Origin of the sequence: Robertmurraya sp. (genome assembly GCF_036676585.1) — a bacterium.
Taxonomy (GTDB): domain Bacteria; phylum Bacillota; class Bacilli; order Bacillales; family Cytobacillaceae; genus Robertmurraya_A.
This window is the reverse complement of sequence record NZ_JAKFCQ010000067.1, coordinates 73,111-88,576: the sequence shown is the minus strand read 5'-3', so window position 1 is coordinate 88,576 and position 15,466 is coordinate 73,111. Positions and strand designations below refer to the sequence as shown.

The 15,466-nt window shown below is 38.6% G+C and carries 17 protein-coding genes and 1 other annotated feature; all 17 genes read right to left on the bottom strand.

Going from position 1 to position 15,466, the window contains the following annotated elements; all coding sequences use genetic code 11:
- Positions 1-38 precede the first annotated feature (38 nt).
- Positions 39-1,340 carry a solute carrier family 23 protein gene (locus ACGLXV_RS08860; RefSeq protein ID WP_119707478.1) on the bottom strand — a complete coding sequence of 434 codons (1,302 nt, stop codon included), beginning with the start codon at positions 1,338-1,340 and terminating at the stop codon, positions 39-41.
- Between the two features lie 142 nt (positions 1,341-1,482).
- Positions 1,483-2,025, bottom strand: a complete 543-nt coding sequence (gene pyrR, locus ACGLXV_RS08855) for a bifunctional pyr operon transcriptional regulator/uracil phosphoribosyltransferase PyrR (protein ID WP_119707477.1) — start codon at positions 2,023-2,025, stop codon at positions 1,483-1,485.
- A 178-nt stretch (positions 2,026-2,203) separates the two neighbouring features.
- The gene (locus ACGLXV_RS08850) at positions 2,204-3,115 is read right to left on the bottom strand and encodes an RluA family pseudouridine synthase (protein ID WP_391558311.1); all 912 of its coding nucleotides are present in this window, start codon (positions 3,113-3,115) and stop codon (positions 2,204-2,206) included.
- Positions 3,090-3,578, bottom strand: coding sequence for a signal peptidase II (gene lspA / locus ACGLXV_RS08845; protein WP_119707475.1), 489 nt, complete (start codon positions 3,576-3,578; stop codon positions 3,090-3,092). The genes ACGLXV_RS08850 and lspA overlap by 26 nt, the downstream gene beginning before the upstream one ends.
- 82 nt (positions 3,579-3,660) lie before the next feature.
- A complete protein-coding gene (locus tag ACGLXV_RS08840; protein ID WP_119707474.1) occupies positions 3,661-3,945 on the bottom strand; it encodes a TraR/DksA family transcriptional regulator in 285 nt (94 codons plus the stop codon).
- A gap of 175 nt (positions 3,946-4,120) precedes the next feature.
- Complete coding sequence (ileS, locus tag ACGLXV_RS08835) at positions 4,121-6,892, bottom strand: isoleucine--tRNA ligase (protein ID WP_119707473.1); 2,772 nt, start codon at positions 6,890-6,892, stop codon at positions 4,121-4,123.
- An 88-nt stretch (positions 6,893-6,980) separates the two neighbouring features.
- Positions 6,981-7,217 (bottom strand) — a binding site (T-box leader).
- Positions 7,218-7,263: 46 nt separating this feature from the next.
- Positions 7,264-7,788, bottom strand: coding sequence for a DivIVA domain-containing protein (locus ACGLXV_RS08830; protein ID WP_119707472.1), 525 nt, complete (start codon positions 7,786-7,788; stop codon positions 7,264-7,266).
- Between the two features lie 92 nt (positions 7,789-7,880).
- Positions 7,881-8,654, bottom strand: coding sequence for a YlmH family RNA-binding protein (locus ACGLXV_RS08825; protein WP_119707471.1), 774 nt, complete (start codon positions 8,652-8,654; stop codon positions 7,881-7,883).
- A gap of 72 nt (positions 8,655-8,726) precedes the next feature.
- Positions 8,727-8,990, bottom strand: coding sequence for a YggT family protein (locus ACGLXV_RS08820; protein ID WP_119707470.1), 264 nt, complete (start codon positions 8,988-8,990; stop codon positions 8,727-8,729).
- Positions 8,991-8,997: 7 nt separating this feature from the next.
- Positions 8,998-9,447, bottom strand: coding sequence for a cell division protein SepF (locus ACGLXV_RS08815; RefSeq protein ID WP_119707469.1), 450 nt, complete (start codon positions 9,445-9,447; stop codon positions 8,998-9,000).
- A 17-nt stretch (positions 9,448-9,464) separates the two neighbouring features.
- On the bottom strand, positions 9,465-10,139 hold the full coding sequence (locus ACGLXV_RS08810) for a YggS family pyridoxal phosphate-dependent enzyme (RefSeq protein WP_391558310.1): 675 nt from the start codon (positions 10,137-10,139) through the stop codon (positions 9,465-9,467).
- Positions 10,136-10,966 (bottom strand): peptidoglycan editing factor PgeF, encoded by an 831-nt coding sequence (pgeF, locus tag ACGLXV_RS08805; RefSeq protein WP_119707467.1) that lies wholly within the window; start codon positions 10,964-10,966, stop codon positions 10,136-10,138. Before pgeF ends, ACGLXV_RS08810 begins: the two co-directional genes overlap by 4 nt.
- Before the next feature lie 75 nt (positions 10,967-11,041).
- Positions 11,042-11,314 carry a YlmC/YmxH family sporulation protein gene (locus tag ACGLXV_RS08800; protein ID WP_119707466.1) on the bottom strand — a complete coding sequence of 91 codons (273 nt, stop codon included), beginning with the start codon at positions 11,312-11,314 and terminating at the stop codon, positions 11,042-11,044.
- Between the two features lie 100 nt (positions 11,315-11,414).
- Positions 11,415-12,194 carry an RNA polymerase sporulation sigma factor SigG gene (gene sigG, locus ACGLXV_RS08795; protein WP_119707465.1) on the bottom strand — a complete coding sequence of 260 codons (780 nt, stop codon included), beginning with the start codon at positions 12,192-12,194 and terminating at the stop codon, positions 11,415-11,417.
- 175 nt (positions 12,195-12,369) lie between these two features.
- A complete protein-coding gene (gene sigE / locus ACGLXV_RS08790) occupies positions 12,370-13,089 on the bottom strand; it encodes an RNA polymerase sporulation sigma factor SigE (RefSeq protein ID WP_066053008.1) in 720 nt (239 codons plus the stop codon).
- Between the two features lie 44 nt (positions 13,090-13,133).
- Complete coding sequence (spoIIGA, locus tag ACGLXV_RS08785; RefSeq protein ID WP_391558309.1) at positions 13,134-14,072, bottom strand: sigma-E processing peptidase SpoIIGA; 939 nt, start codon at positions 14,070-14,072, stop codon at positions 13,134-13,136.
- Positions 14,073-14,312: 240 nt separating this feature from the next.
- Positions 14,313-15,458 carry a cell division protein FtsZ gene (ftsZ, locus tag ACGLXV_RS08780; RefSeq protein WP_119707463.1) on the bottom strand — a complete coding sequence of 382 codons (1,146 nt, stop codon included), beginning with the start codon at positions 15,456-15,458 and terminating at the stop codon, positions 14,313-14,315.
- Positions 15,459-15,466: the final 8 nt, after the last annotated feature.

Here is a 15,466-nt window from a genome sequence, read left to right as displayed (position 1 = left end):
CCTTTCAAGCCTCTCTGGACTTTCTTTAAAAGGTTTAACTATGCTACTTCATTTTCCTTATCACTTTCAAACATATCTTCTGCAGCTTCTGGTCTACCAGGAAGGATTAAATTAATCAGTATCCCTAAGATAGCTGCTAATGCCATCCCATGAATTTCAAATCCTTCTGATACTTTAATTACTGCTCCTCCAATACCTACTACTAAGATTACTGATGAAATCACAAGGTTGCGCTTGTCTCCGAAGTCGATTTTGCTATCAACTAGCATACGTAATCCTGATGATGCGATAATTCCGAATAGGAGGATGGATACTCCACCCATTACTGGGGTTGGGATTGAGCTTATTAGTGCTGTTACTTTACCAATGAATCCAAATACTGTTGCAACGACTGCTGCCCCAAGAAGGACATACACGCTGTAAACTCTTGTTATGGCTAAGACCCCGATGTTTTCACCATATGTTGTCTTCGGAGGTCCACCGATTAGTGCAGAGATCATGGTAGCTGTTCCATCTCCTAAAATCGAACGGTGTAAACCAGGGTTTTTAATATAATCACGACCAACCACTTTCCCTAATACAAGTTGGTGACCAATATGTTCTGATAATGTTACGATGGCAACTGGAGCCATTAATAATACCAAATCAAGTGTTACTTTCACTTCATAATCAACGAATGGTACAAAGAAGTTTGGCATTTCGAACCATTTTGCTGCTGCTACTGGGGCAAAATCAACGATTCCTACTATTAATGAGTACACATATCCGATAATGATACCTGCGAGAATTGGAATCATGCTCAATGTTCCTTTTCCGTAGATGGAGAAAATGATGGTTGCTACTAATGTTACAAGTGCCGCTGAGAAATGCAGTAGGCTGTACTCGCCAGCCGGGTTATTCATTGCCATACTAACTGCGGTTCCTGCCAAAGCCAACCCGATTACAATAATGATTGGTCCTACTACGATTGGAGGAAGAAGATTCATAATCCAACGGTAACCTGCTTTTTTAATGATTAGTGCAACAATTCCGTACACTAAACCAGCAATAAAGCTTCCAATCATGGCTCCTGCTGGGCCACCTGCTGCTTTTGCCGCAATGATTGGTGTAATGAAAGCGAATGATGATCCTAAATAAGCAGGTACTTGCCATTTCGTTATCATAAGGAACGCGATCGTTCCCAAACCACTGGAGATAAGTGCAATCGCTGGATCGAGTCCAACTAAGAATGGTACTAATATGGTAGCTCCAAACATAGCGAATAAGTGCTGTAGGCTAAGTGTGAGCCAATGGACTGGTTTCGGTGTTTCATGTACATCTAGGATTGGTTTGTTATTCATGTATGTGTCTCTCCTCTGGTTAGTTAAAATAAAAACCCTCTTTTGCACAAGAGGGTCTAGTTGTAGGTCAAGGTATATATTTCACCCCTTGAGTCTACATTTCCCCTTGAAAGCCTCTCTGTGCTTTTTTAAAAGGTTATATTTATTTTTCGTGGATACTTACTGTATCATGTTTGTCAACTTCTGCTAGTTGAACAACAATCTTTTCTGAACTAGAGGTTGGGATGTTTTTCCCAACATAATCTGCTCGTATTGGTAATTCTCTATGGCCTCTGTCTACTAGTACTGCTAGCTGTACAGAAGCAGGTCTTCCGATATCGACTAATGCATCTAATGCAGCGCGTACAGTTCTGCCTGTGTATAAAACATCATCGACTAGGATGACAATTTTGTTAGTAATATCGTGCGGGATATCTGACCCCTTTACTAAAGGTTCCTGATCATTTGTTTTCTTTGTTAGATCGTCCCGATACAAAGTGATATCTAATTCTCCTACTGGAACCTCTGTGCCTTCAATTTCTTTAATTCTTGCAGCAAGACGCTCAGCGAGAAATATTCCTCTTGTCCGTATTCCAATGAGAACAATTCGTTCTACACCTTTATTTTTTTCAATAATTTCGTGAGCAACCCTTGTCAATGCTCTTCTAATGGCTTGTTCATCAAGTACAATTGCTTTTTGTGACAAGGTCTTCCCTCCTCATTTATCCATAAAAAAACCCTCTAGGCCAGGGCTTAGAGGGTACACGAATTCCATTTGTAGGCATACTTATGCCATACAAGCTCCGTCTCCTTCTCAGCCTCACAGGACCGTCTTTAAAGGACTTATTCAACTATAGAAATCATAAATCAGATGTAGAACTTTGTCAACGATTATTTCTCAAAGACTCGAGAAGCTCTATAAAGTACTCTGGTAATGGTGCTTCAAATTCTAAGTATTCATTGGTTCGAGGGTGATCAAAACCTAACACACCCGCATGCAGAGCTTGTCCGCCTATATCTAGCGTCTTTCTTGGTCCGTATTTTGGGTCACCTGCTAACGGATAACCAATATACTTCATATGAACTCTGATTTGATGGGTACGTCCTGTCTCTAATTGACATTCGACAAGTGTAAAATCTTTAAAGCGCTCTATTACCTGAAAATGGGTAACCGCATGCTTTCCGTTATCCACTACAGTCATACTTTGACGATCCTTAGGGTCCCTTGCTAGCGGGGCATCAATTGTCCCATAATCATGAGGAATGACTCCATGGACAATGGCACGATATTTACGGGTTACTGTCTTTGCCACGAGTTGATTCACAAGGCTTTCGTGAGCCAAATCATTTTTAGCCACCATCAATAACCCGGAAGTGTCCTTATCGATTCGATGGACGATACCTGGTCGAAGCACTCCATTGATGCCCGACAGATCCTTACAGTGAGCCATTAATCCATTCACAAGTGTTCCAGTTGTATGACCAGGGGCTGGGTGTACCACCATTCCCTTAGGCTTGTTTACAACTAGTACATCACTATCCTCATAAAAGATCTCAAGGTCCATAGGCTCAGGAACCACATCAAGCTCCTCTGGATCAGGAATGCTTATTTCTATTACATCTCCAACCGAACATTTATAGCTACTTTTTACTTTTTGGCCGTTAACAACAACGTTCCCCTCTTGCATCCATAGCTGCACTTGAGATCTCGACCATTCATTGTTAACACTCGAAAGGACCTTATCGAGTCTTTCGCCTTTATGCTCTTCATTAATTGTTTGTATTACTTTGTCCATTTGCTATCTCCTTAGATTGTCGCTCTTCTTGCCACATTTGTATCATTAATAAACCTACTCCAATAACTAAGGCTGAATCAGCAATATTAAAGATAGGGAAATTATAGTTAAAAATATACGTATGAATAAAATCGATTACTTCTTTATGTACTACTCGGTCGTAGAAGTTACCAATTGCTCCTCCTAGCATTAACCCGAGTGCCACTCCAAGAAGCCTTTTACCTTTCGCTGCTTTTTGAATATAATAAACAATCCCGATAATCACAATCACGGTTATTAAGTAAAAAAACCACATTTGTCCCTGCAAAATTCCCCAAGCAGCCCCTCTATTACGGTGGGAGGTAATATAAAACCAGTTTTCTATAACAGTTATGCTTTCTCCAAGCTCCATTCTTTTCACAACTAACCATTTGGTCCATTGATCAAGAATAATGACAATTAATGCGATTATGTAATAAAACACAAAGGAAACCTCCAAACCTACTCTTAATATTCCCTTTGCATTTTAGCACATTCTCTATAAAAACGACAGCAAACGCTTCTAATTAAAAAAGCGGTTTACATAAATATTGTTCAAGCTTCCCACAGTCCTCCACCGTTTTTAAGGTTGGAACCATTTGAAGTAGTTCATAAGGTAACAATTCACCTGATATTTCGCATCTGCCAAAAGTACCATTTTCCAATTTTTGAATGGCACTATTGATGTCTCTTAACTCTTCCTCAATAAGCGGTTTTACTAAGGGAGATCCTTTCGAATTTGATAATTGCATCATTAATTCAGTACGCGATTTCCGGAGTTCCAAATAGAGCTTTTGTTCAAATGCTTCCATTTTGTTCATACCTCCGTTTTCAGATGTTTTCCGTTAGTATATCGCGATGGACACGATTCGACACGAACAACATTTAACAACGAAAACAATCATTAACGAAAGTGGAATAATTACTCATACATATTCCATAAACACAGGAAGAACTCTCCGGAAATCCAGAGAGTTCTTCCATTTTTTATACAAGATGGCTGTAGTTTTCTTTCACTACATCTGCACAACGTGGACAAAGGGTTGGGTGCTCCTCTACTTTGCCTACTTCAGTTGTTACGGTCCAGCAACGTTCACAAGTTTCACCTTCAGCTTTTGATACGACAATAGCAGCTGTTTCAAGCTTTACAGCTTCCGCAGGCGCAGAATCCATATCTCCAGCTAATTCAAAACCAGACACAATAAATAATTGTTGAAGGTTTTCTTTAACAGATTGTAATAGTTCCTTTGTTTCTCCTGTTGCATACAAGCTAATTTTTGCTGTTAATGATTTCCCGATTACCTTTGCATTACGTGCTTCTTCTAAAGCTTTAAGAACATCATCACGAACCTTCATAAATTTCGTCCATTTTTCTTCAAGCTGCTTTGCATTAGGAAGGTCAACGTGTAAAGGCATATCGGTTAATTGAACGCTATCTTCCTCCACATTAGGAATGTATGCCCAAACCTCATCAGCTGTGTGAGAAAGAATCGGAGCTGATAATTTAGTTAACGCTAATAAGCTTTCATATAGAACCGTTTGGATTGCACGGCGCTCGTAGTGATTCTTTGCCTCAATATATAGAACGTCCTTTGCAAAATCAAGGTAGAATGCACTTAGGTCTAGCGTACAGAAGTTATTGATTGCATGGTAAATACTTGCAAATTCGTATTCTTCATAAGACTTTGTCACAGATTTAATTAGTTTGTTTAGCTTAACTAGCATGAATTGATCTACTTCACGAAGCTTATCAAATTCTACTTTATCAGTAGCAGGATTAAAGTCTGCTAAATTTCCTAGTAGGAATCGGAATGTATTACGGATCTTACGGTATACTTCAGCTACTTGCTTTAAGATAGCGTCAGACACACGAACATCTGATTGATAATCCACTGATGCTACCCATAGGCGTAAAATATCTGCACCTAGCTGATCCATTACCTTAGCAGGAACAACAACATTACCAATTGATTTACTCATCTTTCTGCCTTCACCATCAAGGGCAAAACCATGGCTTAGAACTCCCTTATAAGGAGCTTTACCTGTTACAGCTACCCCTGTAGATAATGAAGAGTTAAACCATCCACGGTATTGGTCAGATCCTTCGAGATAAAGATCCGCTGGTCTTTGTAATTCGCTTCTCTCTTCTAGAACGGCTTGATGAGAAGAACCAGAATCAAACCAAACGTCCATAATATCAGTTTCTTTTGTGAACTTTCCATTTGGGCTTGATGGATGTGTAAAGCCTTCAGGTAACAGATCTTTTGCATCTCTTTCAAACCAAACATTCGAACCATGTTCACGGAATAATAGCGATACATGTTCAATTGTTTCATCCGTGATAATCGGTTCTCCGTCTTCGCCATAAAATACAGGAATTGGAACACCCCATACACGCTGACGAGAAATACACCAATCTCCACGGTCACGTACCATATTGAATAGACGAGTTTCTCCCCAAGCTGGAACCCACTTCGTTTCCTTAACAGCTTCCAACAAGTCTTCGCGGAAATCTTTAATTGAAGCAAACCATTGAGCCGTTGCACGGAAAATAACTGGTTTCTTTGTTCTCCAGTCATGCGGATAAGAGTGAGTAATGAATGTTAGTTTTAATAAAGCACCCACTTCTTGAAGCTTTTCCGTAATCGGCTTATTTGCTGTATCATAGAATAGTCCTTCAAAACCTACTGCTTCCTTCGTCATTACCCCTTTATCATCAACTGGACAAAGGACGTCTAAACCGTATTTTTGACCTACATGGAAGTCGTCTTCCCCATGTCCTGGAGCCGTATGAACACAGCCCGTTCCTGCATCTGTCGTAACATGTTCCCCTAGCATGACTAAAGACGTGCGATCATATAACGGATGCTTCGCTAAAATATGTTCTAGCTCCTGACCTTTCACCGTCTTTACTACCGTTACTTCTTCCCAGCCAATTTCTTTTGTGACTGCTTCTAAAAGCTCTTCAGCCACAACGTACTTTTTATTATTCACTTGAGCAACAACATAATTTAATGTTGGATGTACAGAAATTCCAAGGTTTGCTGGAATGGTCCATGGTGTTGTTGTCCAGATAACGATTTCCGTATCCGCATCAAGCACACCCTTTCCATCTTGAACAGGGAAACCAACATAAATAGAAGCTGACTTTTTATCTTGGTACTCAATTTCCGCTTCTGCTAAAGCTGATTCACTAGATGGTGACCAGTATACCGGCTTTAATCCTTTATAGATATACCCTTTCTTCGCCATTTCACCAAAGACCTTAATTTGCTGTGCTTCATATGCTGGATCAAGAGTGATATAAGGATTCTCCCAATCTCCACGAACACCTAAACGCTTAAACTGTGTGCGCTGAGAATCAATTTGACCTAAAGCATACTCCTCACAAAGCTTACGAAACTCTGCAACTGTAAGTTCCTTACGCTTAACACCCTTATTTGTTAAAGCTTGCTCGATTGGCAACCCGTGTGTGTCCCAACCAGGAACATACGGCGCGTTGTAACCACTCATTGACTTATAACGGACAATAAAGTCCTTAAGGATTTTATTTAATGCGTGACCCATATGAATATCTCCGTTTGCGTACGGAGGCCCATCGTGAAGAACAAACATCGGACGATTCTTCGTACGATCCTGAACTAGAGAATAAATATCCATTTGGTTCCACTTTTCTTGAATCTCTGGCTCACGCTTTGGCAAATTTCCACGCATCGGGAATTCCGTTTGCGGCATCAATAACGTATCTTTATAATCCATTTTTAAACTTCCTCCTAAATCTTCCTCATCTAGCTTCATTGTTACCAGTTATTAGTAAAAATAAATACAAAAAAGCCCTCTCATCCCAAAAAGGGACGAGAAGGCTTATATTCCCGCGGTACCACCCTAGTAGATAGGCTAAAAACCCATCCGCTCTAAAATTCGTAACGTGAATTTAGACGCCAAAGCTTACTATTCCTAATGGACGTTCAGCTAGGTACTCAAGGGTGATATTCAAACTTATCGCTTTTGTTAACCTCCCACCAACTGTTAACTCGCTAGAAAAAGCATTGATAAATTCTACTATCCCTGTCATCGCAACATACAATTTTTACTTGTTAAAAAATTATATTCGAAGAAACCGCTTTTCGTCAAGCCAATGAATCTTCTTCTTCTTTTAAATTTGCAGATTTTAATTCTGCTGAATCAAGCTCATATTGTAAGAGATGATCCCAATCATCGTTATTAAGCATATCAAGCTGTGCTTCAATAAGCATTTTAAAGCGAGTTCTAAACACTTTGGATTGCTTTTTCAGATCCTCAATTTCTAGAGCAATTTTACGAGCTTTAGAAAGGGACTCATTTACAATGCGATCCGCATTTTTCTCTGCTTCTCTAATTATTAGCTTAGCTTCTTTTTGAGCATTACGCTTTAGCTCTTCCGCTGCTTCTTGAGCTACAATAATTGATTTATTTAAGGTTTCTTCAATATTCGAAAAATGAGTTAAACGCTCATTCATATCGTTTAATCGTTCATCAAGTTCTTTCTTTTCTCGAATAATCAATTCGTAGTCCTTGATTACTTGGTCAAGGAACTCATTTACTTCATCTTCATCGTAACCACGGAATCCTTTTGTAAATTCCTTGTTATGTATGTCTAACGGTGTTAATGGCATTATAAGCCACCTCCAATTGCTTAATAGTATATACTATTCATTGTAACAGATATTCGACAAGTACTTTTAAATTCCTGCAAATTTTTTATAAATTATTGATGTTTTTCTACAACAATTCGCCATTTATCTTTCTTTGTTTTCCCATCGATGGAAGATAGCTTTGCTCTTCCGTATCCTCGTACGGATAAGACATCGTCTTCCTTACATTCGAACGAGGGATTTTCAATGGTCATCCAATTAACTTTCACTACTCCACCTGCAATTAATGTTTGAGATTTCTGACGAGAAATATTATGAGCAGCAGCTATAATCGCGTCTAATCTAAGGGAAGAAACGGTTGTCGTGTACTCATTCCATTGTTCCTTCATTTGAATGGCTTCGTCTAGACGACGCTCTTTTAAACTTACTTTTGAACGCCCTACCGACTCCAACTGCATGGAAATATAATCGCTTATTTCATTGGCGACAAAGAGTTGAATGGTTTCCCCTTCTATAAGGATGTCTCCAAATTTTCCTCTTTTTAGACCAAGAGACATCATGCTACCTAAAATTTGTCGATGCTCAATTGAAACAAACTTATTAGGGTAGATCAGCTCATATAAGGAAATTCGGAAATCCTCTTCCTCTACAGAATAATAATCTGGATAGATGAAGGCTCTCTTTCTTTCCACTTGCTCTGCTCCACCGAAAAATTGAACCTTTACCTCCGAATTCGCTCCAATAATCATATCGACAATTTTCTGCTCTCTGGGGTCAAGAAAGTCCGTTAGCTTTGGAGCATAGTTACTCTCCACCTGATCCTTCCAACTCATGACTTGATCGACAAAACTATGTTCTTCTCGGCGGAAGTGCTGGTGCAAATCCATATTGATCTAATCTCCTATCGTAATTTATAAAGATATGAAAGTGCAAAAAAGGGGCAATTATGCCCCTTTTAGCTAAAACCAACCAAATAACGTATATAAGCCTGTTGATGCCAATTTTAATACAAAAATACCAACAATTGGTGAAATATCAATCATTCCACCGATCGGAGGAATAATTCTTCGGAATGGCTCTAAATACGGTTCACAAATTCTGGCTAAAAATTGCCCGATAGCTGTTTCTCTTGCATTTGGAAACCATGACATAAGAATATAAATAATCAATGCCCAAGAGTAGATATCCACCACTCGAATTAAAATCGTTAGAAGTAAGTCCATTTACGTATTACCACCTCGTATCTTCGAATTCTGTTTCTTGCATAAGTTGCGAGATATTGCCTGAAACCTCCACGTTATCTGGGGTACATAAGAAAATTTCTGCACCAATCTTTTGAATATCTCCACCGATGGCATACACAGTACCACTTAAAAAATCAACAATCCGTTTCGCTTGGTCTCGTTCAATTCTGTGTAAATTCACAACAACTGCCCGACGATTTTTTAATTGATCTGCAATTTCCTGAGCTTCTGCATATACTCTCGGTTCAATTAAAACAACCTTTGAAGATTTTTGAACACTCTGCAAGCTTACCACGTTCTGTTTAGGAGACACACTTTGTTGCTGTTGTTGAGGTTGTCTTTGCGGCTTTGCTGCTGGAGCTTCGTACTCCTCTTCTTCATACTCATATTCATCATCTAAGAAAAAGAATGTTTTAAATTTTGATTTAAGACTCATCCATTACACCTCCCACACTATTCGCCCACCAAAGCGGTGCCGATTCGTATCATTGTAGCCCCTTCTTCAATGGCAATTTCAAAATCATTAGACATACCCATTGAAAGCTCCAGACATGGAGCATATGGTAAATCAATATGTTGAATTTCGAGCTGAAGTTTTTTTAACGTTTGAAAGCATTGTCTAATGATCGTATCGTCCTCAGTAAAGGGAGCCATCGTCATTAGCCCTTCTACCCTTATTTTAGGGAATTTTTCTAATTCCTTTAAAAATGGTACCACCATTTCTGGCGTTAATCCATGCTTTGATTCTTCGCCTGACGCATTCACCTGAACGAAGCAAGAAATCGTTCTATCTCCGGCTCTTGCATTAATCTCCTTTGCCAAGGACTCACGATCTAAAGAGTGAATATAATCCACTTTATCTATGATATTTTTTACCTTTCTAGTTTGAAGAGTTCCGATAAAATGCCAGGTAGGCTTGTCCCCTAAAGTGTTCCACTTTTCAAGAAGGCCTTCATCACGGTTTTCACCAAGATGTGTTACCCCACATTCTAATGCCTCTAACGCTCTTTCTGTTGTTACATATTTTGTTACAGCAATGATTTTTACTTCCTCTGGATCTCTTTTGCTCCTTTGACATGCCACACTTACCTTTTCCTGGAGCACACGTAGATTTTCACTAACTTTCATTCTCTCGATTGCTCCTCCTTCCAACCAATAAAACTCATCATTCGACCCGTTTTTCCCTTGTCTCTTCGGTGGGAGAAAAAATAATCAGAATCACAACTCGTACATAAATCAGTTACCTGAATATTTGACTCATTCATTCCTGCTTTGAGGAGAATCAGTTTATTTAACTCTTTTAAATTTAAGTGGTATTGGTTATCTTTGATTCGATTATATGGTTTTTTTTCGACATCTTCCACTAAATTCTCCACAAATGAAATGACTTTATCATCTACAATATAACATTTTTCGCAAATGGAGGGGCCAATTACTGCGAAAATTTCCGAAACAGGAATATTTTCGTCCTCAAATACAGTTATCACACTTTTCGCGATCCCTCCAACTGTCCCTTTCCACCCTGCATGAGCAATCGCAATTGCTTCGTATTTTGGAGCAATAAAATAGAGTGGAACACAGTCAGCAAAGCACAATGTTAAAAGCAGGTTTTTATCATAGGTAAAGAAAGCATCGGTATCCCTAAAAGCATCTGCATATGAATTGGAGCCAAGCCCACGGTCATGTAGCGAGACTTTTTTTACATGTACATCATGCGTCTGCTCGGCGCCAACCCAATGAGTTAACGGGATACCAGTGCTTTTTGACAAGATTTCTCGATTTAAGCAAACATCCTTTTCCTGATCCCCAACGTGAAATCCTGTATTCAAAGTTGAAAAGAAGTTCTTGCTTTGTCCTCCGTTTTTCGTAGTAAAACCCGCAACAAGTCCATCGAAACGATCCGTCCAATCTTTTATGATGAAATGAGACGTCTCTTTTAGAATAAATGGTTCCATTATAAAAACCTCAATTGTTTGTTGATTTTTCTATAGTTTACCATAATTCGCAGTATACTCCCAGTGAATTCAGGCTTACTTGGCCTCTGCTTCATCGTATTGCCCTTCATTAACCCCTCTGTAACGAACTAAAATGACATCCTCACCGATTTTAAGTATATTTCTCCAAGAAATAATAATCTCTTCTTCTTTTCCAAAGAAGCCTAACATCCGTCCGTTACCACTCACGATAATCGCCTCAATTTTACCGTTTGATAAGTTTATTTCTATATCACTAATATTCCCTAACTTTTTGCCATCTGCAACATTGACCACATCTTTAATTTGAAATTCAGAAATTTTCACCATCACATTTCACTCCCGACTATTCGATAGTTAAATATATGAAGAAGGGAGGAGAATTCATGATTGTTTTATACAAAAAAAACTACCGAGGAGAATCGGTAGTTTATGTTTGTATGTTTTTATTCATTTGTTTAATTGCAGCTTTTTCTAATCTGGATACTTGTGCTTGGGAGATTCCAATCTCTTCGGCGACTTCCATTTGAGTTTTTCCTTGGAAGAATCGCTTTCTTAGAATGAGCTTTTCTCTTTCGTTGAGTCGTCTCATTCCTTCTTTTAAAGCAATTTCTTCAATCCATTGAACATCCTTGTTACGTTCATCGCTTAATTGATCCATCACATAGATGGGGTCTCCACCGTCGTTATATATTGGCTCAAATAACGAAACGGGGTCTTGAATGGCATCTAAAGCAAATACGATTTCTTCATGAGAAACATCTAGTACTTTTGCTATTTCTTCAGCAGTTGGCTCCTTTGACGTCTCACTCATTAGTTTTTCTCGAACCTGTAACGCCTTGTAAGCAATATCCCTTAAAGAACGAGATACACGAATTGGGTTGTTATCTCTTAAGTAACGTCGAATTTCTCCGATTATCATTGGAACAGCATAAGTAGAGAATTTTACGTTTTGACCTAGGTCAAAATTATCAATTGATTTCATCAACCCGATACACCCTACTTGAAATAGGTCATCAACAAACTCACCACGATTGTTAAATCGCTGAATGACACTTAACACAAGGCGTAAGTTACCATTCACGAGCTTTTCTCGGGCTGTTATATCCCCGGCTTGCATTTCTTTAAATAGCAAACGCATTTCTTCATTTTTCAAAACTGGTAACTTAGATGTATCAACACCGCAAATTTCAACTTTATTACGAGTCAATTCTTTTCCCTCCTCACAGGAGCTGCTGTACAAAAAACAGTATCTCCCCGAGAAGGAAAAATATGCACATCCAAAATGGACATGCATACTTAGAATTTCCTATAAATGTCTGTAGGACAAGGTATTACACATATAATTTTATCGTAAAATTTTTTTCTTTCCACGAAGAATTGATCTAAACCATTTTATTAAACTCTTTCTTCAATCTTTTAATAATTCTTTTTTCGAGCCTTGAAATATATGATTGTGATATACCAAGCATGTCAGCGACGTCTTTTTGGGTTTTTTCTTCCCCTGTACCTAATCCGAATCTGAGCTCCATGATTTGTTTTTCACGGTCATTCAGCTGATGCAATGCTTTTAATAAAAGCTTTTTATCAACATTGGCTTCCAGGTCTTTTGTAATAATATCTTCTTCTGTTCCTAATACATCGGACAATAACAGTTCGTTACCGTCCCAATCAATATTCAGGGGCTCATCAAAGGAAACTTCTGAACGAATTTTATTATTTCTCCGTAAGTACATGAGTATTTCATTTTCGATACATCTTGATGCATATGTAGCAAGCTTAATTTTCTTTTCAGGATTAAATGTGTTAACTGCCTTAATTAATCCTATGGTTCCGATACTAATTAAATCCTCAATATTGATTCCTGTATTTTCAAACTTTCTTGCTATATAAACGACAAGGCGTAAATTTCTCTCAATGAGGATGGACCTCGCTGCTTTATCCCCGCTCGGAAGCTTTTGAAGCAACACTTCCTCTTCTTCTTTTGATAACGGAGGAGGCAATGCCTCACTTCCACCTATATAGAAGACCTCATCTGTCTTGAGTCCTAGCTTGATTAATAATTTATACCAGTAATAAGAAAGTCGAAGTTTTATACTTTTCATGAGTTGTCCTCCTTCTAATTTATGTTTTTCTGAGTATAGTATTATTAGCTTACCTTTACATCTGATTTCACCTTTGCGACACCTGTTACCATCTTTGGATGAACAATACATTGAAACGTATCGTCAGAGGAAAGTTGCTGGGTTGTAAAGGAAACTAATCCTTTGTCCACTTGAATTATTTTTTCTTCCATCTCAATTTGAAGTTGGTCAGGCTTAATAGCAATGATAAGCTGATGCTCTTGTCCAACTACTTTATATGGGATTATCCGGAGCTTATTTTCCCATTCAGTTGGAAGAGAGGCAGATCCATAAATGATTTCATCCTTTTCACTTGAGAGTCTTCTAATGAATTCAGGGATCGTGTCTATTTGGTTATGGACAGAAACAAACATGACAGGCATTTTGGTGAGAGGATCGTAAAGTTGATTCCCACTGTCTATAAGCCCTTTACATGTCAAATGACTTTCTCCAATCTGGATGTGAATAGAAACCAATTGATCAAATTGTATTTTCGTCATTTCAAATTGTTCAATATTTGATCTGGAGAAATGCCATGCAATCGGAAAGCCTATGAGAACAAAAAACCAGCTAATCGGATCACCAAATCCCTTTACACTTCCTATTAACACAGAGGAGGTCAATTGATTATCAAACTGAATGAAATAATGAACCCCAATAAGTGCTCCACCTACCAAAAAGGTAACGAAATAGAAAGTCATCGTCGTACGGATGAAGGTACGTATTCTTTTGTATCCAAAGGTAACAAGAACCATCACTAAAGAAAATGCTAATTTCACAATAGGATGACCAGAATAATTCTGAAAAGGAGTAAAAGCCAATATAATAATGAAGGATCCTATGAGTCCTCCACAAAACAGTCTCCAAATCTTATACTCTCTTTTTACTATTATGGCAGTTAAATAAAGAAGTAACGTATCGAAAAGGAGATTTAGCAGCCAAATCACATCTAAATATAGTGTCAAAGATTTTCCTCCTTGCTCGTTTCTCCTTTTTCAATCTATTATTCTGTTATGAAAAAGTATAACGTACATAGATGTTGGAAGTGTGTCACTTTATGTACACAAAAAAGAAGAGATTTTCACAAATCCCTCCGTTTTTTGTCAAAATTTCTCATATGAGGTTAGGAAAATAGATTTCCCACTTAAAACAAAATAAAAAGCAGAATTCTGTTCGAATTCTGCTTTTTGTATTGATAGGGTTTACTATCGTCTTCTATTACGATTACGTAAGAAAGTAGGTATATCTAACGTATCGTCACCGCTGTGTGAAGTAGTTGGACGTACAGGTTCATTGTACTCCTCTTCACGAATGATTTCTCTTTGTGGCTTTGTAGGTGCTACTGATTGTTTTTGTTGCCCAAATGATGGACGATTTATTGGTTTCGGTTGAGAAATGTCTTCGTTGAATCCAGTCGCAATTACGGTTACAACAATCTCATCCTTTAAGTTATCATTGATTACTGAACCAAAGATCATGTTGACTTCTTGGTCTGATGCTGAAGCAACGATGTCTGCTGCTTCTTGTACTTCATATAGACTTAAATTTGACCCACCAGTAATGTTCATCAACACACCTTGAGCTCCATCAATGGACTTTTCTAGTAGCGGAGATGAAATGGCTTTTTTCGCTGCTTCTGTTGCACGATTTTCTCCTGCAGCTACACCAATCCCCATAAGAGCTGAGCCTTTGTTAGACATAATTGTCTTTACGTCTGCAAAGTCTAAGTTGATAAGACCTGGTGTTGCAATAAGGTCAGAAATACCTTGAACCCCTTGGCGAAGAACGTTGTCAGCCTCACGGAATGCTTCAAGCATTGGCGTACTCTTATCCACAATTTCAAGAAGACGATCGTTTGGAATCACAATAAGTGTATCAACCGCTTCCTTCATAGACGAGATTCCGCCTTGAGCTTGAGTCGAACGCTTTCTACCTTCAAACGTAAATGGTCTTGTTACAACACCTACTGTTAATGCCCCTAACTCGCGAGCGATTTGAGCAATAACTGGTGCAGCCCCTGTTCCAGTTCCGCCACCCATACCAGCTGTAACGAAAACCATATCCGCTCCAGCTAACACTTCTTCAATTTGTTCTCTACTTTCTTCAGCTGCTTTTTTTCCTACTTCAGGGTTTGCTCCTGCTCCAAGTCCACGAGTAAGCTTTCCCCCAATTTGCATTCTAGTTTCTGCCTTGGATAAATTTAATGCCTGAGCATCTGTATTTACAGCAATAAACTCGACACCCTGGACGCCATGCTCAATCATCCGATTAACAGCATTATTTCCGCCTCCACCAACGCCGATTACTTTTATAGTTGCCAATGAATCTAAATTTGTATCAAATTCCAACATGACGTATC